This window comes from Algoriphagus faecimaris (assembly GCF_900101705.1).
Classification (GTDB): Bacteria; Bacteroidota; Bacteroidia; order Cytophagales; family Cyclobacteriaceae; genus Algoriphagus; species Algoriphagus faecimaris.
The window spans coordinates 46,114-68,863 of record NZ_FNAC01000019.1; the positions used below are offsets into that span (position 1 = coordinate 46,114).

At 41.9% G+C, this 22,750-nt stretch carries 15 protein-coding genes; 9 read left to right on the forward strand and 6 right to left on the reverse strand.

Annotated features, from left to right (window positions below):
• The first annotated feature begins 22 nt into the window (after positions 1-22).
• From glgP to BLQ57_RS11395, 3 genes are all read left to right on the forward strand, one after another.
• Positions 23-1,684, forward strand: a complete 1,662-nt coding sequence (gene glgP, locus BLQ57_RS11385) for an alpha-glucan family phosphorylase (RefSeq protein WP_087939615.1) — start codon at positions 23-25, stop codon at positions 1,682-1,684.
• Between the two features lie 79 nt (positions 1,685-1,763).
• Positions 1,764-3,551: a M14 family metallopeptidase gene (locus BLQ57_RS11390; RefSeq protein WP_087939616.1), complete on the forward strand. Its 1,788-nt coding sequence runs from the start codon at positions 1,764-1,766 to the stop codon at positions 3,549-3,551.
• 7 nt (positions 3,552-3,558) lie between these two features.
• A complete protein-coding gene (locus BLQ57_RS11395) occupies positions 3,559-3,945 on the forward strand; it encodes a VOC family protein (protein WP_175444665.1) in 387 nt (128 codons plus the stop codon).
• Position 3,946: 1 nt separating this feature from the next.
• On the opposite strand, the gene BLQ57_RS11400 is transcribed toward BLQ57_RS11395, so the two are convergent.
• The 3 genes from BLQ57_RS11400 to BLQ57_RS11410 all read right to left on the reverse strand — a co-directional run bounded on the left by BLQ57_RS11400 (position 3,947) and on the right by BLQ57_RS11410 (position 6,479).
• On the reverse strand, positions 3,947-4,540 hold the full coding sequence (locus BLQ57_RS11400) for a YceI family protein (protein WP_139162713.1): 594 nt from the start codon (positions 4,538-4,540) through the stop codon (positions 3,947-3,949).
• A gap of 71 nt (positions 4,541-4,611) precedes the next feature.
• A complete protein-coding gene (locus tag BLQ57_RS11405; protein WP_092824097.1) occupies positions 4,612-5,886 on the reverse strand; it encodes a hypothetical protein in 1,275 nt (424 codons plus the stop codon).
• Between the two features lie 20 nt (positions 5,887-5,906).
• Positions 5,907-6,479: a YceI family protein gene (locus tag BLQ57_RS11410; protein ID WP_087939619.1), complete on the reverse strand. Its 573-nt coding sequence runs from the start codon at positions 6,477-6,479 to the stop codon at positions 5,907-5,909.
• A 418-nt stretch (positions 6,480-6,897) separates the two neighbouring features.
• On the opposite strand from BLQ57_RS11410, the gene uvrA reads away from it, so the two are divergent.
• The 4 genes from uvrA to BLQ57_RS11430 all read left to right on the forward strand — a co-directional run bounded on the left by uvrA (position 6,898) and on the right by BLQ57_RS11430 (position 12,685).
• Complete coding sequence (gene uvrA, locus BLQ57_RS11415) at positions 6,898-9,744, forward strand: excinuclease ABC subunit UvrA (protein WP_087939620.1); 2,847 nt, start codon at positions 6,898-6,900, stop codon at positions 9,742-9,744.
• Positions 9,745-9,877: 133 nt separating this feature from the next.
• Complete coding sequence (locus BLQ57_RS11420) at positions 9,878-10,933, forward strand: sensor histidine kinase (protein WP_087939621.1); 1,056 nt, start codon at positions 9,878-9,880, stop codon at positions 10,931-10,933.
• A 14-nt stretch (positions 10,934-10,947) separates the two neighbouring features.
• Entirely contained in the window at positions 10,948-11,682 is a 735-nt protein-coding gene (locus BLQ57_RS11425) for a LytR/AlgR family response regulator transcription factor (protein WP_087939622.1), read from the forward strand.
• A gap of 247 nt (positions 11,683-11,929) precedes the next feature.
• Positions 11,930-12,685: a LytR/AlgR family response regulator transcription factor gene (locus BLQ57_RS11430; protein WP_087939623.1), complete on the forward strand. Its 756-nt coding sequence runs from the start codon at positions 11,930-11,932 to the stop codon at positions 12,683-12,685.
• A gap of 186 nt (positions 12,686-12,871) precedes the next feature.
• Here the strand turns inward: BLQ57_RS11430 and BLQ57_RS11435 are convergent, their stop codons facing one another.
• Complete coding sequence (locus BLQ57_RS11435; RefSeq protein WP_087939624.1) at positions 12,872-13,102, reverse strand: hypothetical protein; 231 nt, start codon at positions 13,100-13,102, stop codon at positions 12,872-12,874.
• A gap of 369 nt (positions 13,103-13,471) precedes the next feature.
• Here BLQ57_RS11435 and BLQ57_RS11440 point away from each other — a divergent pair, with 369 nt between their 5' ends.
• Together BLQ57_RS11440 and BLQ57_RS11445 are read left to right on the forward strand one after the other, a co-directional pair.
• Entirely contained in the window at positions 13,472-14,656 is a 1,185-nt protein-coding gene (locus tag BLQ57_RS11440) for a hypothetical protein (protein ID WP_139162714.1), read from the forward strand.
• Between the two features lie 317 nt (positions 14,657-14,973).
• Positions 14,974-18,123, forward strand: coding sequence for an AsmA family protein (locus BLQ57_RS11445; RefSeq protein ID WP_087939626.1), 3,150 nt, complete (start codon positions 14,974-14,976; stop codon positions 18,121-18,123).
• A gap of 135 nt (positions 18,124-18,258) precedes the next feature.
• Here the strand turns inward: BLQ57_RS11445 and BLQ57_RS11450 are convergent, their stop codons facing one another.
• Together BLQ57_RS11450 and BLQ57_RS11455 are read right to left on the reverse strand one after the other, a co-directional pair.
• A complete protein-coding gene (locus tag BLQ57_RS11450) occupies positions 18,259-19,605 on the reverse strand; it encodes a PhoH family protein (protein WP_087939627.1) in 1,347 nt (448 codons plus the stop codon).
• A 184-nt stretch (positions 19,606-19,789) separates the two neighbouring features.
• Positions 19,790-22,729 carry a DEAD/DEAH box helicase gene (locus tag BLQ57_RS11455; RefSeq protein WP_087939628.1) on the reverse strand — a complete coding sequence of 980 codons (2,940 nt, stop codon included), beginning with the start codon at positions 22,727-22,729 and terminating at the stop codon, positions 19,790-19,792.
• Positions 22,730-22,750: the final 21 nt, after the last annotated feature.

Genomic DNA, 22,750 nt, shown 5'->3' on the forward strand with positions numbered 1-22,750 from the left:
TTAAGCACTTAATCTCAACCTTATGACCGACTTTACAAAGTACAAAGTACCCTATGAATTAGCTGATGCTTATGCTAAGCGAGTAGCCTATTTCTCCATGGAGTTTGCTATCCATCAGCCATTAAAAATATATTCTGGAGGATTGGGTTTCCTATCCGGTTCGCACCTGCGTAGTGCTTATGAGCTAAAACAAAACTTGATTGGTATCGGGATTTTGTGGAAATACGGTTATTACGATCAGACCCGAAATCAGGATCAAACGCTCAAGCCGGAGTGGTATGAAAAAACGTACAGCTTTCTGCAGGATACCGGAATCAAATTCCAAATTATTGTCCATGACAATCCCGTTTGGGTCAAGGCTTGGTATCTTGCCCCCGAGACCTTTCAGTCTGCCCCGCTTTTTCTTTTGAGTACAGACCTTCCCGAGAATGACTACCTCAGTCAGACCATTTCCCATAAGCTTTACGATGCAGACACAGCTGCTAAAATCGCCCAATGCATGCTATTGGGTTTGGGTGGTGCCAAGCTATTAGACATTCTCAAGTTTAACCCTGATGTCTACCATCTCAATGAGGCCCATGGTGTTAGTGCTGTATTTCATCTGATGCAAAAATTCGGAAGCAAAGAGGCAGTCCAAAATCGATTGGTATTCACTACCCATACGCCCGAGGAAGCAGGAAATGAAAAACATGATTTTCATCTCTTAAATAAAATGAGCTTTTTCAATGGAATTCCGATGGATGAGGTCAAGAGACTTACAGGAATGGATGGAGATATATTTAACCATAGTTTGGCTGCGCTGCGTTTTGCACGGAAGGCCAATGGTGTCAGCAAGCTTCATGGTGAAGTGAGCCGGGAGATGTGGAAAAACTATTCTGATATTCCTGAAATCACCCACATCACCAACTCCCAAAACTTCAGCTATTGGGCAGATAAGCAGCTCTATCGCTTCATGGAAAATGAAGATGATTCTGGCTTTTTAGACAGAAAAAGACATCTGAAAAAGCGTGCTTTTGAGCTGGTGGCAGATCAGACAGGAAAGCTCCTAGATCCTGATGTATTGACTATAGTCTGGGCAAGGAGGTTTGCAGCTTACAAACGTGCAGATCTGATTACCCGGGATTTGCGCCGATTCGATGCCCTGATGAGAAATACCAAGTTTCCGGTGCAGATTATTTGGGCAGGTAAGCCCTACCCTATGGATTATGGAGCTATTTCCGTATTCAATCAGCTGGTTCACCTAAGCAAAAGCTATCCCAATGTCGCGGTTTGTGTAGGTTATGAGTTGACACTTAGCAAGCGACTTAAGCAGGCTTCTGATATCTGGCTTAATAATCCACGTGTGCCTAGAGAGGCTTCTGGCACCTCCGGAATGACCGCCTCGATGAACGGATCGGTCAACTTTTCAACCTACGATGGTTGGATCTGTGAATTTGCAGATCATGGAAAAAACAGTTTCATCGTTCCCCCAGCCAACTATGCTTCTATGAGTGTACAGGATACGGACGAATACGACATGAATAAGCTATTTGAGATATTGGAAAATGAAATCCTCCCTACCTACTACGAGCGACCTAAGGACTGGAGAAATATGCTTTATAAAGGGATGAGGGAAGTGAATGGCTTCTTCGAAAGTAATCGGATGGCCGCAGAGTATTACCAGCTCATGTACGATCCAAAATAAGCACCGCTTATCATACTTTTAAAGGCTCAAATCGGAATTTCCGCTTTGAGCCTTTATTTTGTTCTTCAATTCGACTCTTATGAAAAAACTGTTATTCCTTGCCTTTGCCTTTTCAAGCCTTCAGACTTTTGCTCAGGATTTTATGCCTCCATTGATTTCATGGGAGGGGAAATCAGCAGCTTTGATGGCCAATGGTGAGAATCCTTGGATTACACCCGGAGAACGAGACAACTTGATGACTTCGCCTAGCTATGAGGAGACAGTGCTTTGGCTTCGTAAACTTGCCGACTCCTCTCCGCTTATTCACATGCGATCCCTAGGTAAAAGTGAGCAGGGAAGGGATATTTGGTTGATCATCGCTTCAGAAGGAGCTGAATTTGAAGCAGAAAAGATAAAAAATGCCGATAAGCCTGTCCTATTCTTTCATGGGGGGATTCATGCCGGTGAAATTGACGGGAAAGATGCCGGGATGATGCTGCTGAGAGATATTGTGCATGGTAGCAAAAAAGACTTGCTTAGTCAGTCAACCCTGCTTTTCATACCCATTCTGAATGTGGATGGACATGAGCGGAGAAGTGAATACGGGCGTGTCAATCAGCGAGGCCCTCGAGAAATGGGCTGGCGAACCAATGCACAGAATTTGAATCTCAACCGAGACTATACCAAGCTCGAAACTGCCGGCGTTCGTGCAGTGGTGGAAGTGATCAATGCCTATGATCCCGATTTGTATGTGGATGTGCACGTGACTGATGGCGCCGATTATCAATATGACATTACCTACGGCTATGTCAAAACGGGTGGGTATTCTCCGGCGATAAGTGCCTTTTTATCGGAAAAATTCCAACCCGAGGTGGATCAGGCGCTGAATGATTGGGGACATATTCCGGGTCCGCTACTCTTTGCTGCCAACGGACAGGATTTTTCCGAAGGAAACGTGGCATTTTCCTTTAGTCCAAGATTTTCTCATACCTATGGTGATGCGCGTCATTTGCCGTCAATATTGATCGAAAATCATTCTCTCAAGCCATTCAGACAGCGGGTTTTGGGGACCTATGTGTTTTTGGAGCAAGCGATCAAAAGCATAGGGAGGCATTATTCAGCAGTAAAAGCGGCGGTAGAAGCAGACCAAAATCAAGCTAAAGACGAATTGGTTGTTAAGTTTGGCTTCAGGGAAAATCCTGCAGATACCATGGAGTTTCTGGGGATAGCCTCCGAAAAGCTTAAATCGGAACTTACGGGTAGGGAATACATTCAGTGGAAAGGCAAACCTATTACACAGCAGGTCCCTAGCTTGTTGATGGACAGACCTGTACAGCAAGTGAGTACGCCGGAGGCTTATTTTGTCCCGGCAGAATGGACTGAAGTGATCCAAAAGCTCCGACAGCATGGATTAAACATGGAGACCTTAGAATCTTCTCTTGAGATCGAACTAGAGTTTGATTTTTTGACTGAATATAAGCTCTCCAACAGTCCGCTTGAGGGAAAAATTCGATTTCAGTCATTCGTAACCAAACCGATAACCCGAAAAATTACCTTGTCCCCAGGATCGGTCAAGATCCCGGTGGATCAAAATTTGGGAGAATTGGCTAGTATTCTCCTCGAACCCGAATCAGTGGATAGTTTTTTCCAGTGGGGTTATTTTATGTCCGTTCTTTCTCAAACAGAATACATGGAAACTTATATCATGGAGCCCATGATGAAGGAGTTATTGAATAAGGATGCCGTATTGAAGGCTGAATTTGAGCGAGCTAAAGAGGCCAATCCTGATTGGGCAAACTCCCCGAGAAGTATCTATCGTTGGTTTTATGAGCGTACTCCATACTTTGATCAAAACTGGAAGGTAATTCCTGTAGGCAAACTTCGATAAGGAAATAATGAAAATTGAGCATATAGCCCTTTGGGTCAAAAATCTGGAATCGATGAAGGAGTTTTACTGCACTCATTTTGGTTTTGAGGCAGGAGAAAAATACCAAAACCCTGCTAAAGGATTTTCTTCCTATTTTTTGAGTCAAACCGATGGCCCTAGGATGGAATTAATGCATCGCAATGATATCACGGTGTATTTTGGTGAGCGTGGTGAGAAAATGGGCTTGGCACATTTTGCGATCAGTTTGGGCTCTCAGGAAGAGGTAGATCGCATTACGGCTAATTTTGAGCAAGCGGGTATTCCTGTAATTGGTCAGCCCCGACTGACAGGAGATGGCTATTATGAAAGTGTAATCGAAGATCCCGAAGGCAATTGGATCGAATTGACGGTTTGACTTAAATTTCTTCCAAGACTAAGCCGAATCGGACGCTGATTTCATTTTGGACTTTGACCGTGCCGAGAAACTTCACCGGTGGATCTATTTGAAAATCGCTAAAAGTTACGGTTTGAGACCCTAGAAGTCGGGTTTTGCCGTTTTTTTCAAACTTTAAATCACAAGAAATCGGAAATCGGCGGCAGACACCTGCCAAGGTGATTTCCACATTTCCATTGAGGCTTTCTTGTGGGGTATTGGGATTTTTTCGAATTAAATCCAAAAAGCGCACTCTTATCTGCGGATGTTCTTCAGCCTTGACGGTCTGATGAAAATCCTTGGTCATTATGCGATTAAAGCAATCGAAGTTTTCTGAAGAAAGAACAATCTCTCCAGACCAAACTGCATGATTTTTTTCAGGGAAAAGCACTTCAGTTAAAATGTCATTTCCACTGTAGTTAAACGATTGGCATTCAAAACTATTGATATTGGTTTTTCCTAAAATCTCCACCACACTCTTGTCAGACACCAGCCATTGGCTTTCTTTTTTGTCGGCAGGAATAGACCCGATGAGGATCATTGCAAAAACTGTCCAACTCATTGCTAGCGTTTTCATGATTATGGATTTTAAAAAAATGCCAGCCTTAGGGGCCGGCCTTTAAGTTAGGAATAATTATTTTTCTTTGATTAGAAACTGATTGCAGCTTCTATATTGATGCCGCTAAATTCACCGCCATTAAACTTGTTGTCTGCGGCAAAACCTGACTTGTACTGCTGATTGACATACTCTAGTTTGACTAGCACATTGTTTGTCATAAACCAGCCCCCACCGATATTGGTACGGTTGATTTGAAGGTCAGGAGCACTTTCATTGGCATTGCCATTGACAGAGTTGAGACGGCCACCGATGTAGAACTGCTCAGTATTTCCGAATCGGTAGAGCGCTTCAGCTGCTAGTTGAGTGAATTGTCCGTTGCCCAATTCTTCAGAGTTACTCACGATTTCATAGATACCGAAGAACTCTAAGCCTTTGTATTTGATGAAGGGGTTAAACTGAATGGCAGACATTTGTTGAAATCTTGGGTTAAATCGACCTTCGAAGTCATTAGGATTGCCTTCAAGAGTTTGCATGATATTGTAGTATCGAGATCCAGCTCGGTCTCCACCAAAGAGCCAAGTTCCAGTAGTTCTTCCGTTATTTAGGTACCAGGAACCAGTCAATCGGAATCGCAAGTCTTCGCTTAATTGCTTATCGAAACCAAGCTTTCCGTAGAAAGAGATCTTGTTATCTGAGTTGTCGTTGATCACTACAGATTGGTTCAGCTTACCATTGGATACACCTATTACAGCAAGAAAGCCGTTGTCCTGTACAGTTACCTCACCAAATGCCTCAGTAGAGAATGAGTCCATGATGTAGTTTCCGATGAAAGGGTTGAAAATCACCCGGGCATTGTCAGATCGTCGGAAGTGTGCATCACCGTAGTTAAATTCGTCCAAACCTACAGTAATGGTGGCCTTATTCATCAGTCCTTCAAGGAATCCGGGGCGAATAAAGTCCAATTTGTCGATTTGCATGTGTCCACCTTTTACCCAAGCTTCATTATGGTGCTTGGAGGAGAGGTAAGTTCTCAAGTGTAAGCGTACTCCATCAGCCAGTTGGGTATTAATGTTTAAGTTGGCAGTGGGTAGGTTTACATTGGATCCTAGATCGACCAGGTTGTTCAATGAATTGGAATGATTGATGGACTGGAACTGCAAGGCAAAGTCACCGCCGACAAATACTCGTACTTTGTCAAACTTTTTGTCTTCTTGCTTTGGAGTTTCGAATACGTTGAGTCCTTTTTTGTCATTTGCTCTGAAGTACTGAAGTTCGGTTTCATTTTCTTGAGCAAAAGCTGCAGTTGAAGTCATGGCTGCTAGTACAAATGCACCTGCTTTAAGCCAGTTGGATTGCTTTTTCATAGCGATTAGAATTTAATGGGTCAATTTTTTTGGGAAAATGTAGTTTGAAAGCTCACAGTGAGCTCATCACCGGTTTTGATGGTTCCAAATACTGCGGTAGGTGGTTCCAAAGAAAACTGGGTAAATGTGATCTCATGTTTGCCGTTAAATTTGATTTGATTGCCGCTGATTTGATATGGAGCGGTTAGAGTGACAAGCTGCTCGTTGCCAGAGATGGTCAGTTTTCCTTTCGCTTTTACTTCCGAGTCAGAAATACTCATGATCTCGGTTAATTGAAAGTTGATCTTTTCATGCTTGTCAGCATTCAGGGCAGCATAAGCATTCTTATCCATTGAAGATTTACCACTCTTAAGACCTTTGACGTTCACACTAAGTGAAAGCGATTGGATCTTGGAGAGTTTTCCGTTCTCAAGTGTCATTTGAGCCTGTCCGCTGATTCCTTCATTGGAGACCATGTCCCAATCGTGAATGGTGGAGGTGCCGGAAACTTTCATTTCCACAGGCCCTGTGATACTATAGGATTGTTGTGCTATAGATACTCCGTAGGAGAATAATGCAGCTAATAGGATGGGAATAATTTTGAACCTTTTCATTGTATTAAAGGGTTGGTTTGTTGCTTTTGATGAATCAAAGGTAGATGGGGACCTCTCCCCAAACCTTGACAAGTATTGCCTATAAACATGACTTTTGTCACATTTTTTATAAGAAAGAAGTTATATACCTAAAAGAGTAAATTGTAAAGTATTTGGATAAAAAGCAGAATAATGCTTTCAAAATAAATCCAAAAACCTCTTCTAATAGAATAAAATACGGTTTCTATTCAATTGTCAGCTCTAGGGAGCAGCAAAATTCACTTCTTGTCCTAGTTTTTTTACTTCTTCTGAGAAGGTAAGGCTTTTAGTAGCGCATTGCAAACCAAATTACCCGATGCTTAGTTAGATAGGCTCTGGGTTGAGCTTTTATCCGTTGATAATTTCTTACCTTTGTCCCTTTAAATTGCCCCCCAAATTTATGAGCAAAGTCACTGCCTCGCAGGAAGAATACATAGAGATTTTTGGTGCAAGAGAGCACAATTTGAAAAATATCGATGTCAAAATACCCAGGGAAAGGCTCGTAGTAGTCACCGGGCTGAGTGGTAGCGGCAAGAGCTCTTTAGCTTTTGATACCATTTATGCAGAAGGGCAGCGGCGATATCTTGAGAGTTTTTCTGCTTACGCACGCTCTTTTTTAGGGGGGCTGGAGCGACCTGATGTAGACAAAATCAATGGATTGTCCCCTGTTATTGCTATAGAGCAAAAAACCACTTCCAAAAACCCTCGATCCACCGTAGGTACCGTCACGGAGATCTATGATTTTATGCGTTTGCTGTACGCTAGGGCGGGCGAGGCCTACTCTTATGAAACAGGGGTCAGAATGATCCGACAGACCGAGGATCAGATAATAGAGCAGCTATTCTCTAAATTTTCTGGAAGGAAACTCTACATCCTCGCACCTGTAGTCAAAGGCCGAAAAGGGCATTACCGAGAGCTCTTTGAGCAAATCCGTAAAATGGGCTTTTCCAAAGTGCGTGTGGATGGAGTAGTGATGGAGATGGTGCCTAAGATGCAGGTGGATCGCTATAAAATTCATGATATAGAAATAGTCATCGACCGAATAGTCGCGGATGAGTCGGACCGTTTTCGGATCACACAATCTTTGAAATCTGCGCTTCAGCATGGCAAGGGAGTCATGATGCTCAGGGATGAGAATGGAGAAATTCATCATTTTTCGAAGTACCTGATGGATCCCGAGACAGGGCTTTCTTACGATGAGCCTGCTCCAAATTCCTTTTCCTTCAACAGTCCCTATGGTGCCTGCCCAACCTGTAATGGATTGGGGGTCACTGAGGAAATCACCCGGGAGAGCATCATTCCAGATCCCAACTTGAGTATCACAAGAGGTGGAATAGCTCCTTTGGGTGAGTATCGGGATATCTGGATTTTCAAGAAAATAGAAGCGATCCTCAAGCATTATAAGTGTAGCATGAGTACTCCAATCAAAAAGCTCCCTGAGCATGTGGTGGAGGTATTGCTCTATGGGGATAAGGTGGAGGTTGCAGTAGATTCGGTCAAATACCCCGGTACCAAGTGGAATACAACTTTCGAGGGCATTGTTAATTTTCTTCAAAAATACCAGGAGGGAAGCTCCGAGAAAATCCAGGATTGGGTATCCGAGTTTACGGTGACACAAACCTGTCCGGACTGTGAAGGCTATCGTCTAAAGAAAGAAGCACTTCATTTTAAAATTGACAATACCCATATCGGTCAATTGGCGATGATGGATATCACTGCTTTGGGAGAATGGTTTGAAGGACTGGAAAGCCGAATGACTGAAAAGCAGCAGATTATTGGTCATGAGGTATTAAAAGAAATTCGGAAGCGGATAGGCTTTTTGCTGGATATTGGCTTGGATTACCTGACTTTGAACCGCCCGATTCGGACATTATCTGGAGGAGAGGCACAGCGGATTCGCTTAGCTACCCAGATCGGAACCCAATTGGTGGGGGTACTCTACATCCTGGATGAACCAAGTATCGGGCTGCATCAGCGAGATAATGTCAAATTGATCCAAGCACTTCAAAGTCTTAGAGATCTTGGTAATTCGGTTTTGGTAGTGGAGCATGACAAGGATATGATGCTGGAATCGGATTTTGTACTGGATATGGGACCCGGTGCTGGTCGGCATGGAGGGCATGTAGTGGCTTCCGGTTCGCCTGCAGAGATCTTGAAGCAAGGTGGTGTTACCGCTGATTACCTGAAAGGAAAATTAGGCTTGCCCATACCTAAGGAAAGGCGAAAAGGAAAGGGTGAGGCCTTGGTATTGAAAGGAGCGAGTGGCAATAACCTTAAAAATGTGAACTTAAAAATTCCTTTAGGTACACTGACTTTGATCACCGGAGTATCAGGAAGTGGAAAGAGTACTTTGATCCACGAGACCTTGTACCCGATTTTGCGTCAGCATTTTTACAAGTCCAAAAAAGAGCCCATGCCCTATAAGTCCTTTGATGGTTTGGATCATTTGGATAAGGTGATCGAAGTGGATCAGTCTCCTATCGGTAGAACTCCCCGGTCCAATCCGGCAACGTATACAGGGGTATTTTCTGACATTCGAACCCTATTTACCGAACTTCCTGAGTCCAAAATCAGAGGCTACAAACCGGGAAGATTTTCATTTAATGTAAAAGGGGGGAGATGTGAAGATTGTGAGGGTGCGGGAATGAAGCTCATCGAAATGGATTTTCTGCCAGATGTGCATATTCCATGCGAGACCTGCAAAGGAAAGCGCTATAACAGAGAAACCTTAGAGGTGCGATTCAAAGGCAAGTCCATTTCGGACGTCTTGGAAATGACCGTAGAGCAAGCGGTAGAGTTTTTTGAGCATCAGCCAAAGATCTTGCGTAAAATCCAAACCTTGCATGATGTTGGCTTGGGCTACATCACCTTAGGCCAGCATGCAACTACTCTCTCAGGGGGTGAGGCACAGCGAGTCAAACTCGCCACTGAGCTATCTAAAAAGGACACGGGGAAGACCTTCTATATCCTTGATGAACCGACCACAGGGCTGCATTTTCAGGATATCGAATTGCTAATGAATGTCCTCCAAAAATTGGTAGAAAAAGGCAATACCGTCCTGATCATTGAGCATAATCTAGATGTGATCAAAGTAGCGGACTATATTGTGGATCTGGGTCCTGAAGGCGGCAATAAAGGAGGAAGTATCTTGGTTCAGGGAACTCCTGAAAAAGTGGCCTCACATGCCGAGAGCTATACCGGTAAGTTTCTCAAAGCTGAGCTGGAGAGTAGCGTCTTGGTGGGCTAGGGCTTAGCTACTGGGGCTAGTGCTCCCAAATGCTTCCATTTCTAAACCCCTGATAGCGGGTGAAATCAGTTCCTGAGTCCTTTTATCAAAATCCTGAACACGGCTGTCAAAGGCTTGTGTAAATTGCAGTTCTATGAATAGAATTAGCCTTTACTGGACACTCCAAATTCTCGGCTGGGGCAGTATCGCCTGTGTCAACATTGCCTTTGCGTATTTGTCGCCTCGGGGAATTACGGAAGTTCAGGTAATGGCTTTTGTGCTTTTAGCACTTTTTTACCTGCTCTCTACGCATTTCATCCGCTACATCGTCAAAACTTACGATTGGTTTAAGCTTGCCATACCCCAACTTGTATTTCAGTCACTTTTGGCCATTTTGGCGATGAGTTTTGTCAATGTGGTCGTGGAGATTCTGATCAATATTGCCTTCGATACCTTTAATGTAGAGCGGGATTTTAGGGTATTGGTCATTCTGGCCAACTTATTCATCGCCTTTCTCTTCTACGCCATCTGGTTTTTGCTGTATTTCTTATTTCATTTTTTGGATAATTACAACAACACCTTGAAGTACGAAGCCAAAATCAATCAAATTCGGCTCAACCATCTCAAGAGCCAACTCAATCCACATTTTATCTTCAATGCGCTCAATAGTGTCCGTGCATTGGTAGATGAGGATCCTTACAAAGCCAAAAGTGCCATTACCCGAATATCAAATATTCTCCGTTTTTCTCTGATGATGGATAAAAAGCAGACTATTGAATTTGAGGATGAGTTGAATACGGTGAAAGACTATTTGGCCTTAGAATCTATACGCTTTGAAGAGCGACTTCAAGTCGAATATCAAATTGAAGATGAGGCTTTTAATTACAAAATACCTCCTATGATGCTACAGACTATCGTGGAGAATGCAATCAAGCATGGGATATCTAATCTGGTCAAAGGCGGACTGATTGAGATCAAATGCCGGGAAGGATTGGAGGATGATCTGTATATTCAAGTCAAAAATAGCGGACATCTGATTGCTCCGCCGAGTCTCAAGCCCAAAGCTACCGGCGGACATGGCCTGAGCAATACCGTGCAGCGCTTGAAATTAATCTATGGAGAGAAAGCCAGTTTCAGGATTTTCAACTCAGGGAATCAATTTGTGATTACAGAAATCAAAATCCCGAAACAAAGAGTAACTTTAGACTAACAAAAAGAACAACTATGAGAGCCATTGTAATTGACGATGAAAGATTAGCAAGAAAAGAGCTGATCACCCTTCTTAACCAATTGGAATCTGTCGAAGTCGTCGGAGAGGCGGTCAATGTGGAAGATGCCAAAGAAAAAATTGAGCAACTCAATCCGGATGTGATCTTTTTGGATATTCAGATGCCTGAAAAGACCGGATTTGACCTCTTGGAGGAGTTGGACAATGTGCCCCATGTCATATTTACCACTGCTTATGATGAGTATGCGCTTAAGGCCTTTCAGGTCAATGCGCTGGATTACCTACTGAAGCCAATTGAGCCTAAACGATTGGAAGAAGCCATTCAGCGCCTATCTGGAAAGATAGATTCCACTGCCAAGCAAGATGAGTTTCCTTCTTCCTTTTCCAATAAGAAACTGACCTTAGACGATCAAGTATTTGTCAAAGATGGAGATCGATGTTGGTTTGTTCGCTTGGCTAATGTTCGCCTTTTTGAATCGGATGGAAACTACATCAAGGTCTACTTTGACAATGTCAAACCGATGATTCATAAATCACTGAATGCCTTGGATGAGCGATTGGATGAGAAGTCCTTTTTCCGAGCAAGTCGCAAGCATATCATCAACCTAGGATGGGTAGAGGGAATCGAGCCTTGGTTTAATGGTGGCTTAGTCGTGACCCTTCGTGGCGGCGATAGAATTGAAGTTAGCCGTAGACAGGCGGCCCGCTTCAAGGAAATGATGAGCCTCTAAGAATTCGCGCTTTATTATTGATCAGGTTTATGTCTGCTACCTAAAATAGAGGTAAAGGGTCTCAAAGTTCCAATCCGAAATGTCGGAAGGCTCCCTTTTTGGCGAAAAATTATCGCTCGCTAGATTTCATACCTAAAAAAAAGCATTTGATTTTCAGGAATTAATTGTATTATTAGTGTATAATTGGAGTAAGAAATTTGAAACACTTACGCATTATTCACTTAAAAGCATTGATTGCTAGCAACTTATGAAAGAAGAGCGCATCCTAATTGTCGAGGATGATCCCAGTATTGCGGAAAACATCCAAGAAATTCTTGAAATCCTAGGCTTCGAAAATATTGATATCGCCAATTCCGCCAATCAGTGTATCAAGATTATCAAGAAGACCAGACCGGATTTGGTTTTTATGGATATCAAACTGAAAGGGGATAAGGACGGTATCGAATTGGGAGAAATCATCCATCAAATGTTTGATGTTCCTTTAGTCTTTGTCACCTCCTACTCAGATCCTACGATCATTGAGCGGGCTAAGCGGATCAATCCTGCGGGCTTTATCGTAAAGCCATTCAATACGAATGATATTCATGCGATTGTGGAGATTGTTCTTTACAATAAGCGAACGAAGCCGAGTACAGAGGCCGCCGTGGTCAAATCCCCCTCCGAGAGTCCATTCTTGGTGACCGATGCTGTATTTATCAAAGCGGATAATGCCTTTGAACGAGTGCCCTACGAGGATATCTATTACATCGAGGCCAATGGAAATATGGTCACCATCTTCACCAAAAACCGTGATTATCACATCCGCAAATCCATGAAAGAAATTGAGGAGATTTTGCCTTCCAATTTGTTTTTGCGGGTTCAAAAATCCTTTATCGTGCATCTCGGTCAGATCGAAAGCTTCAATACCAAAGAAATCACCCTAAAAAGAGGAGCTATCGTGCAGGTCGGAAGACAATATTACAATAGCTTCTTGGCTAAACTGAATACGATTACGGAAAGTTGATCAACTGAGTAAAGTGAGAGCTATTGGAAAAACCGTTCAGTTAATAGCCAAATGTCACTTGATCAGATTTGAATTTAAGAAATGCTATTTCACCCCATTTCAGATAAACTCATAAAAAAAAAGGTGAGCAATACTCACCTCTTTTTAACCAAACAATCAACCAAATTAACCCTTACGAGTTTGTCTTTAAGAAGTCCCGGAAACCCGGGGCTTTTCGTTTTTTAAGATGTTTACCTGAAGGATATCAGGACCGTTCTCTGATTCTAATCCGATCTGTGGAGTTGGTTTAGTAGTTTCAAATCGGGCAGTATTGTGAGCAAGATTGGCTTCTGTTTTTGCTTTGATTACGATGGTCATTGCCATTGCCAATCCGAGTGCTGCACAGATGTTTTTTTGTGTGAAGATTGAAGTATTCATGGCATTAAATAAAGTTGGTTTCGTATTGTGCCAATTCTATATGCCAAAAGGCGACCAAATTCGAAAAAGGCTCAAATTTGAAAGGGAGAGGGTTTTTGAAAAAGAATACTGTTCGTAATCGTACGCTATTCTGTCAGTGGCGGACATAAACAGAAATGTTTTTTGCAAAAAAGGCAACCCTCAACCCATAAATCGGTATATTAAAGAACTTTAGTTTTATAAACCAACTGTTTATCTATGCGAATCTTTAATTCATCCAAGGGATTATTTTCAATCTCAGCATTATTTTGTTTTTTTTCCTGCGTCCAGGAATCAGAAACTCCAGTACCCCCTCCTCCGCCAGTAGTCTTTGAAAATTTGGAAGGAGATTTGAGATTTTATACTATTCCCACTTCAGAAAATTCCCTGAGTTTCGATTTTGATCAATTGGAGGACTATCAGTATAAACAAGTTTTTTTGATGCAGGACTCGGATACATTAGCCACTGCCGGTATCAATGATTTTGTGTGGGTGGGTACTACCAGAAAGCGTGCGACCTTTGATTTTGAATTTGATAAAGATGCGGAGTATTATTTTTTGGTAGAAGTGTCAGATCCAGGAACGCCAAATACGAGATATACTTACCGAATGCCCGAGTATCAGCATGTCTTTGAGAGCTATTTTAATTTTGAAGTAATCGCAGAATTAGATCGGACGATAGATTTTGATTTCAGCCCTTCTCGGGATTTTCTCTTTATCAGTAATTTCAGTGGCAACGAATTTAAAATTCATCGCTTGGACTTAGCGTCGAAAAGTTTAAACACCTATTTCACAGATAATGAAATAAATGGTAGTTTGATCCGTGCGTCCTCTGATGAGGAGTTTCTCTATAAGGAAGGATCTCTTCGAAAGATGAATATTACTACAAAAGAATCTACTCTTATCGCTTCCTCTTCGAATGGTATTGGGCAGGTTTCTAGAGTAATCGAAAATACTGTAATCGTAAACAATAGATTTCCTAACATTTATAATCATCAGGCAATAGATCTTACCTCAGGAGAAGCAGTTTCTCTTGGAAATTTTTCAAGATTTGTTCAGGAAGATAATTTCGACAGACATATTATCGACGGCTTTGAAATAAATCCAGCTGACCTTGAGCTTGTGAGTCTTCAAACAGGTGATGATGGCGAACAATTAGCCTATTATGATCAAAATGGCTTTACCTTTCTAGTGAAAACTGATACCGAGAGGCCATTTGAGGATCGAGTACCCTATTATAGCCTCATTGTGAAAAAGGATGGGGTAAAAGTTTATGAAACAACAGAGGCATTAAAAGGGTATCCTTTTCTTTTTAAGAAATTTAATGTGGAAGATAATAAATTCGTTTTTCACAAGACCTTTGGAAGCGATACGGACTATAAAATTGAAGGATTTTATGAAGTAGATCTTACTTCAGGGGCCGAGCAATTAATTCATGTTGATGTCCATCCATTTACATTTTTGGTGTTTGATTTTGAAGACAAGGGTATGTATGGAAAGCGAGGGAATCAATTCATGTCCATCACCAAAAAATAGAAAATTGGCTGTTTCAGATTTGGGACAGCCTCTTTTATTTAGAAGCTATTTTTTAACTTAAAGCGCATTAGTCTGGCTAGTCCTTTTTTTACCTAGATTGGTAGCAGAGTTGTCCACCTTTTGTGATTTACTTTTTGAATCAAAAGCGAAAAGCCAGTTAACCAGCCTTCAATTCCTTAGCTCTAAAAATATTTGGTAATTTTCTCACAAATTCATCACTTCGTTTGTTTTGAAGAAATAAAACCTACCGATATAAGTAAATCAAGCACCCTCTGAACCCTCATTTCTACATGTCTAGTGACAGAAATCCGCGATCTATGCGAAAATCTTTTAAAATCATTTTTATTGTCCTAATCGCTTTATTTTCAATAAGCTTTTTGGGAATACTTTTCTTATTTAAGCAACAAGATCACCTCGTGCAGCGCGCCATAGTTCAAGTGAATGAGCAATTTGATGGCTACTTGGAGTTGGAAGATTCTCATATTGCTCCATTTGCCAACTTCCCCTATATCTCCATAGACCTCGAAAATGTGCGCTTCTATGAATCGAAAGACAAGAGTCAAACCCCTCTTTACGAGGCAAAAGATATCTATTTGGGTTTCAATTTGCTGAAACTCCTTCAAGGCTCCTATCAAGTCGAAAAGATCAAAATTCAGGAAGGCTTTTTAACTATTATTTCTTACCCTAATGGTGAGATTAATCTTTTACTCGCCAAGGGAATAGCGTCAACTCCTACTGACTCGCTAGAAAGCGAATTCCAAATTGACGTCAAAAATCTCTTGATGGAGGATTTCAAGCTCATTTATGAGGATCAATCAAGTGGTCAGGATCTCGTCGCTCATATCCAATCACTTGACTCTAAAATCGCTGTTTCGGAGGATCATTTTTCCTTTGATCTCGTGGGAGACTTGATAGTAGATATCGATCAGGATAAGCAACATACTTTTTTTTCCAATAAGGCAGTTCAGCTAAATCTGCAATTGGACTTGGACCAATCGACTCAAACCTTAGAGATCACTTCCTCCTACTTGGATTTAGAAGGGTCCCGCTTTGGCATATCGGGAACGGTAGACTTAGATGACAACTTTCAGTCCGACTTGAAGTTAGAAGGGCAAAAACCCAATTTTGATCTTTTTGCTGCATTTGCTCCCGTAGAAGTGGGAGAAGCACTCAAACTCTATCAAAATGAAGGAGATATTTATTTTTTAGGTAGTATCGAGGGAAAAGTTGGCAACGGATATATCCCTGCCATTTCGGTTGAATTTGGATGTGAAAATGCTTGGTTTCTCAATCCTGATGTCGGTAAGCGTGTAGAGGATTTACGCTTTACAGGATTTTTTACCAATGGAGCCGATCGAAGTATGGAGACCTCCGAAATCCAGTTGAAAAACTTCTATTTCAAACCAGAAAAAGGTGCCTTTGAGGGGACGTTTTTGATCCAGAATTTCAATGATCCCTTTGTGAATGTCGATGTGCATGCTAATCTCGACTTGCAGTTTCTCGGTGAATTTTTTGATTTGGAGATTCTTGATCAAGTCCAGGGAGAAGTGAAAATAGATATGCACTTCAATGAAATCCAAGATCTAGATTTATCATTTGATGATACAGCCCATCTTCGGGAAGGAATCGACAGTGAGATCACAGTAAATAATCTGTCCTTCAAGCTTCCGAATCATCCTTTGCCGATTCGAGATGCAACGCTTCGGGCGGAGATGCGGTCTGGAGCAGTGGTACTCGACACCCTGTCATTTAAGCTTGGGGATTCGGACCTTTCTGTAAAAGGGATATTTAGTGATTTTCCGGCAATACTACATGGGACCAATTCGCCGGTTCAATCCTCCTTGGTGGCCTCGAGTAAATTGCTCAAATTCCAGGACTTATTGGCTTATGATTCAGCTATGGCTAATTCGACTGAGGAAGAAGTCTCTGATTTCTCAATCAAATTGGCATTCAATACTACAGGAAGCCAGTTGACGGATTTTGAGCATCTTCCTCAGGGTGAATTTTTTGTTGAGGATTTTTTTGCCAAGCTCAAGTATTTTCCCCACACGTTTCATGACTTTCATGCGGATGTATTGATTGGTGATCAAAACTTGGAACTCAAAGATTTTTCGGGCGAAATCGATGACACGGACTTCCACTTCTCCGGAAAGGTGGAGAATTATGTCAAGTGGTTTGAACCGGTTACTATAGGTCAAAGTAGTTTTGAATTTGATTTCAGAAGTGATTTTCTGCATCCCGCAGACCTTTTGAGCTATCAGGACATCTCGTACCTACCAAAAGAGTATGCAAACGAGGAACTGACAGACCTCAAGTTGCATGGTAGATTAGACCTCAGCTATGATAGTACCTTTCAATCGGCTGACTTCTTCTTGACAGAATTGACTATCCAAATGAAGCTCCACCCTTTAAAGCTCAGGGAATTTTCAGGTAGGATCCATTATGAAGATGAGCATCTTCAGGTAGAAAATTTCTCAGGAGAAATGGGCAGGAGTGATTTCAAGATCAATCTCAACTGGTACACTGGTGAAGACTCTACCCTTAAAAAGCGAGACAATCTATTCCAATTGAGCTCTTCGAAGCTGGATTTGGATGCCCTGATGAATTATGATTCTGAATCCACGCAGCAAATCTCACATGACAGTGCCTTCAATATTTTCGAAATCCCCTTCTCAGATTTCCAAGTAAATGTAGCCATTCAGGAGCTGAATTATCACAATTTTTGGTTGGAAGACTTTTCCCTATCGGGAAGAATTACACCAGATCATTTTATCTACCTGGACGGGCTAGAGGTGCATACTGCAGATGGTCGGCTGATGATGGAGGGATATTTCAATGGCTCTGATCCCACACAAATCTACTTTTCCAGTCAAATGAAAGCTGATAAGATAGACTTGGATAAATTGATGATTAAATTTTCAAACTTTGGTCAGGACTACTTGATCAATGAAAATCTTCATGGAAAAGTGAGTGGGACTATTGACAGCAAGTTTTTGGTTTACCCAGATCTGACTCCAATTATTGAGAAAAGTACCGCGACACTAGACTTGACGGTCTTTGAGGGTAGCTTGGTGAATTTTACACCACTTCAAGCCATGTCCTCTTATTTCAAGGATAAAAATCTAAATCTTGTCCGATTTGACACGCTTCAAAACACATTCAATCTCGATAATGGAGTGTTAGAAATACCGAAAATGAATATCAATTCAAGTCTTGGTTTTTTGGAGATTTCTGGCAAGCAAAGTCTCGATTACAAGATGAATTATTATCTGAGAATCCCTCTAAAGCTAGTTACCAAAGTGGGTTTTCAATCGCTTTTCGGAGGAAAAAAGGCAGAGGAAATGGACCAAGATCAAGAAGATGCCATCCAATATCGGGACACAGATAAGCGGATTCGATTTGTCAATATCAATCTATCTGGAACTCCGGATGATTATAAAGTAGCCCTTCGGAAAGACAAAAATTAAATCCTTAGCTCCTCAAAATTTACAATTCCAAGGGGCTATTGGAGGATTAATAATCCGGGTCTTAGTGATTCAAATGGCTATAAGTCATATTTACCCACTCCTTCTCCGAATAATTGTTTTGAACTGCTCCTACACTTACAATAATTCATTCGCCAGATTAGCTAACTCTGACCGTTCCCCTTTCTCCAGCTTGATATGGGCATAGAGTGGATGGTCTTTGACCCGGTCGATGAGATAGGATAGGCCATTGGACTGGGAGTCCAAATAAGGCGTATCGATCTGATGCACATCTCCCGTAAAAACGATCTTGGTATTTTCTCCCGCGCGGGAAATAATCGTCTTGATCTCATGCGGAGTGAGGTTTTGAGCCTCATCCACGATAAAGAAAATATTGGAAAGCGAACGGCCACGGATATAGGCCAATGGCTGAATGACCAACTTCTCCTGATTGACCAACTCGGTGATTTTCTGGTATTCTTTGTCGGTCTCTTTGTACTGATTTTGGATGAATTTCAGATTATCCCATAGCGGCTCCATATAGGGATTGAGTTTAGACTTGATATCTCCGGGTAGGTAGCCGATATCCTTATTGGAAAGTGGGACGATAGGCCGGGCAAGGAAAATCTGCTTATACTCTCTTCGCTGCTCCAGCGCACCCGCTAAGGCCAAAAGGGTTTTGCCCGTACCTGCCACACCCTGAATAGATACCAGTCGAATGTTGGGGTCCGTTATAGCATGGAGGGCAAACGTCTGCTCGGCATTTTTGGGTTTGATATTGTAAGCCAGCTTTTTATCCACCCGCTCCAAAATATTTTGCTCGGGATTGTAAAAGGCCAAAACCGAGTTTTTATCGCTTTTCAGTATATAATAGGCATTGGCTTTTCGCTTTCGAGTGCCCAAAATTTCCTTAGCATCGATATAGCCCGAGTCATAGAGCGTGTTGATGGCTTTGGGGTCTACATTATCCAAAATGTACTTTCCCGTATTTTCCAGCTCATTGATATTTTTGATCTTACCGGTTTCGTAGTCTTCGGCGAGAATTTCAAGGGATTTGGCCTTCAGCCTTAAGTTGATGTCTTTGGAGACCAGGATTACTTTGCGGTTTTTCTCATTTTCCTTGAGATAAAGGGCGGCATTGAGGATTTTATGGTCATTTTTTTCTTCTCCAAAGATCACATTGGCATTGACTTTATTGTCAGGGTTCATGAGTACTTTAAAGTTTCCCTTGGTCTTGCCATTGAGTGGGGTCCATTCGTGAATCATGTGATCCATAGACAATTTATCCAATAATCGGATAAATTCACGGGCTTCAAAGTTTTTGGTGTCATTGCCTTTTTTGAACTGATCGAGTTCCTCTAGCACTGTGATCGGGATGACCACGTCATGCTCGGCAAAATTCATGATGGAGTTGTGTGCGTAGAGGATCACGGATGTGTCCAGCACAAAGATTTTCCGATCTTTATCGGCTTTGGCTCTAGGCATGTGCAGGTAGGTATTTAGTGGTATCGTGTAGGTTTAATTTAGAAAAATATCCTCTCGAATAGCTAAGATTTAACAATAATTTATCGTTAAATAAATAGCATATTGCTTTATGCAGTTGAAAATCAAGGTAATAAAAAAGGGTGGGAATTTGTCTTTCCCACCCTTTTCGTCTTTTTACATGCAATTAATCCAAAAGTGCTGCAATATCCTGCTGATCTAAGCTTTTCATAAAGCTTTCTTCGTTTGAGATTAGCTCTCCTGCAAGTGCTAATTTTCTGTTTTGAAGCGCCATGATCTTTTCTTCTACCGAATCCCTTGAGATAAATTTGTAGATGATCACTTTATTTTCTTGTCCGATTCGGTGAGCACGATCTATAGCTTGGGCTTCGACGGCTGGATTCCACCATGGATCTAGTAAGAAGACATATTCTGCTTTGGTCAAGTTAAGACCAACCCCTCCGGCTTTGAGTGAGATCAAAAAGACCTTAACCTCCTCTTGCTCCTGAAATTTTTCTACCTGAGCCTGCCGGTCTTTGGTCGAGCCATCGAGGTAGGCATAAGTGATTCCCTCCTGATCCAGGTAATTTTTAATGATGGCTAGGTGTCTTACAAACTGGCTAAATACAAGTACCTTGTGCCCTTCTGAAATCGTAGATTGCAGCATATAGGTCACATCCTCCAGTTTGCCTGAGTCGCCCTCATAATCTTCACGAACGAGTTTGGGGTGATTGGCGATTTGCCGGAGTTGGGTGAGTCCTCTCAAGAGGGTAAACTGCTGTGAGCCCCTGCCCGCCAAGCTAAGCTCTCCGATGATCTTTTCACGATAATAGGTTTTGACTTCCTCATAGACTTTCTCCTGTGCGGGAGTCATCGCCGAGTATTTAATATTGGTGATTTTCTCCGGAAGATCAGTGGCAACCTGAGTTTTGAGACGTCTTAAGATAAAGGGCTTGATCAGTGAGTTGAGCTTGACTGCTTTGTCCTTATCATTTTGCTTTTCTATAGGTTGGAGAAAGCTCTTTTTAAAGTAATTCTGATTGCCCAAAAGCCCCGGATTGATAAAATTCATCTGGGACCAAAGATCCATGGTGCCGTTTTCTACAGGCGTACCAGTCAGGATGAGCTTTTGTTTACTTTTCAGCTTGTTGACAGCCATCGCGATATTACTTCCTGGATTTTTGATGGCCTGGGATTCATCAAGAATGATATAATTGAAATAAAAGTCCTTTAGGATATTTACGTCCAAGCGGGTGATTCCGTAGGAAGTGAGTACTAGGTCGTAATCGCGGAATTTCCAGGGATCCTTGATTCGTTGTGTGCCGGAGTAGACCAAAATCTTCAGCTCGGGACAAAACTTCTTAGCCTCGAGCTCCCAGTTATAAATCAAAGATGTTGGCATCACTAGCAGTGAAGTAAACCCGGGATTTTCTTGCTTTTCATAGCCCAAAAGTGCCAGAGTTTGCACGGTCTTACCCAGACCCATATCATCTGCTAAGCAACCTCCAAATCGAAATTCGTTGAGGAATCTCAGCCAGTTATAGCCTGCTTTCTGATAGGGACGAAGGGTTCCTTCGAAGTATTCGGGCAGCTCGTAATCTTCTATGCTTTCAAAATCGCGGAGCTGCTCTAGTTTTCGAGTAAGTGTGAGCTGAACCAGATTTCCTTCTTCCAATTGCTTGGCAAGAGCAATGTGATGCTTTCGCATGATGATTTGATCCTTGCTGCTTCCCTCTTCCATGAAAGAAAACAACTCCCCATAATTGACATACCATGAGGCGGGAATGACAGCGATCTCTCCATTAGGCAATTCAAATTCAGTTTTGCCTTGAAGAATCATCGCACGGATCTTCGCAAATGGAATAAGGTAGATCCCAAACTTGATATTGGCTTTTACATCAAACCAATCAATATTTTCATTGACCTCAATGGTGATTTGTGCTTTGCCGATATGGTAGATTTTTCCGTTTTTATTTTGCTTTTGTACCAGTTTGATTTTTTTAGCCTCCAGCTCTTCTTCATGCTCAGAGATCCATTCAAAGGCCTGGGTTTTCGACCAAGAGACTTTTCCCGTTCGGACTGGTAGCCCCATATCATTGATGACCTTGCCAAATGACTTTTCTTTTTGCAAGCTTCGAATGGTTTTCTTGAAAATGAACTCTCCGTCCTTCTCGACTAGGGACACAGCGTTTCCAGCAGATTGATCTTTTCCTAATTCTATTGGAAAATCACTGTCTCCGTATTTAAACCTGAGTTCGAATACGATAAACTCTTCTTTTTCCCCCTCTTCCTCTTCACCAAAAAGATCAGGGCTGGAGTTGCTAGGTAGGTCTTGAATCGTCAATAGGACCTCTGGAGTGCCTCTTGCTGTAGTGAGTTTAAAGCCTTCTGTATGGACATCGTATTGAGTCAGTAGAGGGACCATAAATTTTTTGAAGTAGGTCGACTCCATCTTCTTGTCGATGACAATGAATTTTTTATTCAAAAATGGCTGAAGTTTTTTCCCATCTACCTCCTGTGCAAAATGATATAGCTGTTGATTGACAATTAGCCAAGCGGGACTTTTGCAGATCAAATAGCCTCCCTTGTATTGCCATTCTATTTTCTCCGTATCATACATGATGGTAGGAAAATAATGGGTGTTTTCGGGATTTTTATAAAAATGAAATCGGATAGAGGCACCCTGAGGCAGCACTTCGATCTCGCGCCAGGTAGGATTTCCATCAGATCCCATTTCAAACAGTCTCCTGCCAATCAAAAGGGGAAGGATCTTTGCGCGCTGTTTTTCAAGTGTGTTTTCTAGATGTTCTTGTAAATCTAGATTCTCCGTCTTGGGATCAAAGATCCGCTGAAGATATTCCTTTGGGCGTAAATTTTTGCGTTTTAGGTGAGGCTTTATAATCGTTTCGGGATGCATGGCATCCATAAGTTTGATGAGCTCGTAGTCCTTTTTCTCTAGGCCAGCATCAAATTCATTGGCGTTTGCAGAACTTATGTTTTGGTAAGCGTAGGATAGGCGACCTTTATCATCTATTTGAACGACAAAAGATTCAATCAAAAGGCCTAGAAACTCATGGCTAAAAATAGAATAAACGATTTGAAAGGGCTTTTCAGCATCTACAATCATAGTGTGGGTATGAAATTAATG

Bases quoted from the DNA above. Each gene is read 5' to 3' on its own strand.
- glgP (WP_087939615.1), top strand. From the start codon at position 23: ATGACCGACTTTACAAAGTACAAAGTACCCTATGAATTAGCTGATGCT.
- BLQ57_RS11390 (WP_087939616.1), top strand. From the start codon at position 1,764: ATGAAAAAACTGTTATTCCTTGCCTTTGCCTTTTCAAGCCTTCAGACT.
- BLQ57_RS11395 (WP_175444665.1), top strand. From the start codon at position 3,559: ATGAAAATTGAGCATATAGCCCTTTGGGTCAAAAATCTGGAATCGATG.
- BLQ57_RS11400 (WP_139162713.1), bottom strand. From the start codon at position 4,540: ATGAAAACGCTAGCAATGAGTTGGACAGTTTTTGCAATGATCCTCATC.
- BLQ57_RS11405 (WP_092824097.1), bottom strand. From the start codon at position 5,886: ATGAAAAAGCAATCCAACTGGCTTAAAGCAGGTGCATTTGTACTAGCA.
- BLQ57_RS11410 (WP_087939619.1), bottom strand. From the start codon at position 6,479: ATGAAAAGGTTCAAAATTATTCCCATCCTATTAGCTGCATTATTCTCC.
- uvrA (WP_087939620.1), top strand. From the start codon at position 6,898: ATGAGCAAAGTCACTGCCTCGCAGGAAGAATACATAGAGATTTTTGGT.
- BLQ57_RS11420 (WP_087939621.1), top strand. From the start codon at position 9,878: ATGAATAGAATTAGCCTTTACTGGACACTCCAAATTCTCGGCTGGGGC.
- BLQ57_RS11425 (WP_087939622.1), top strand. From the start codon at position 10,948: ATGAGAGCCATTGTAATTGACGATGAAAGATTAGCAAGAAAAGAGCTG.
- BLQ57_RS11430 (WP_087939623.1), top strand. From the start codon at position 11,930: ATGAAAGAAGAGCGCATCCTAATTGTCGAGGATGATCCCAGTATTGCG.
- BLQ57_RS11435 (WP_087939624.1), bottom strand. From the start codon at position 13,102: ATGAATACTTCAATCTTCACACAAAAAAACATCTGTGCAGCACTCGGA.
- BLQ57_RS11445 (WP_087939626.1), top strand. From the start codon at position 14,974: ATGCGAAAATCTTTTAAAATCATTTTTATTGTCCTAATCGCTTTATTT.
- BLQ57_RS11450 (WP_087939627.1), bottom strand. From the start codon at position 19,605: ATGCCTAGAGCCAAAGCCGATAAAGATCGGAAAATCTTTGTGCTGGAC.
- BLQ57_RS11455 (WP_087939628.1), bottom strand. From the start codon at position 22,729: ATGATTGTAGATGCTGAAAAGCCCTTTCAAATCGTTTATTCTATTTTT.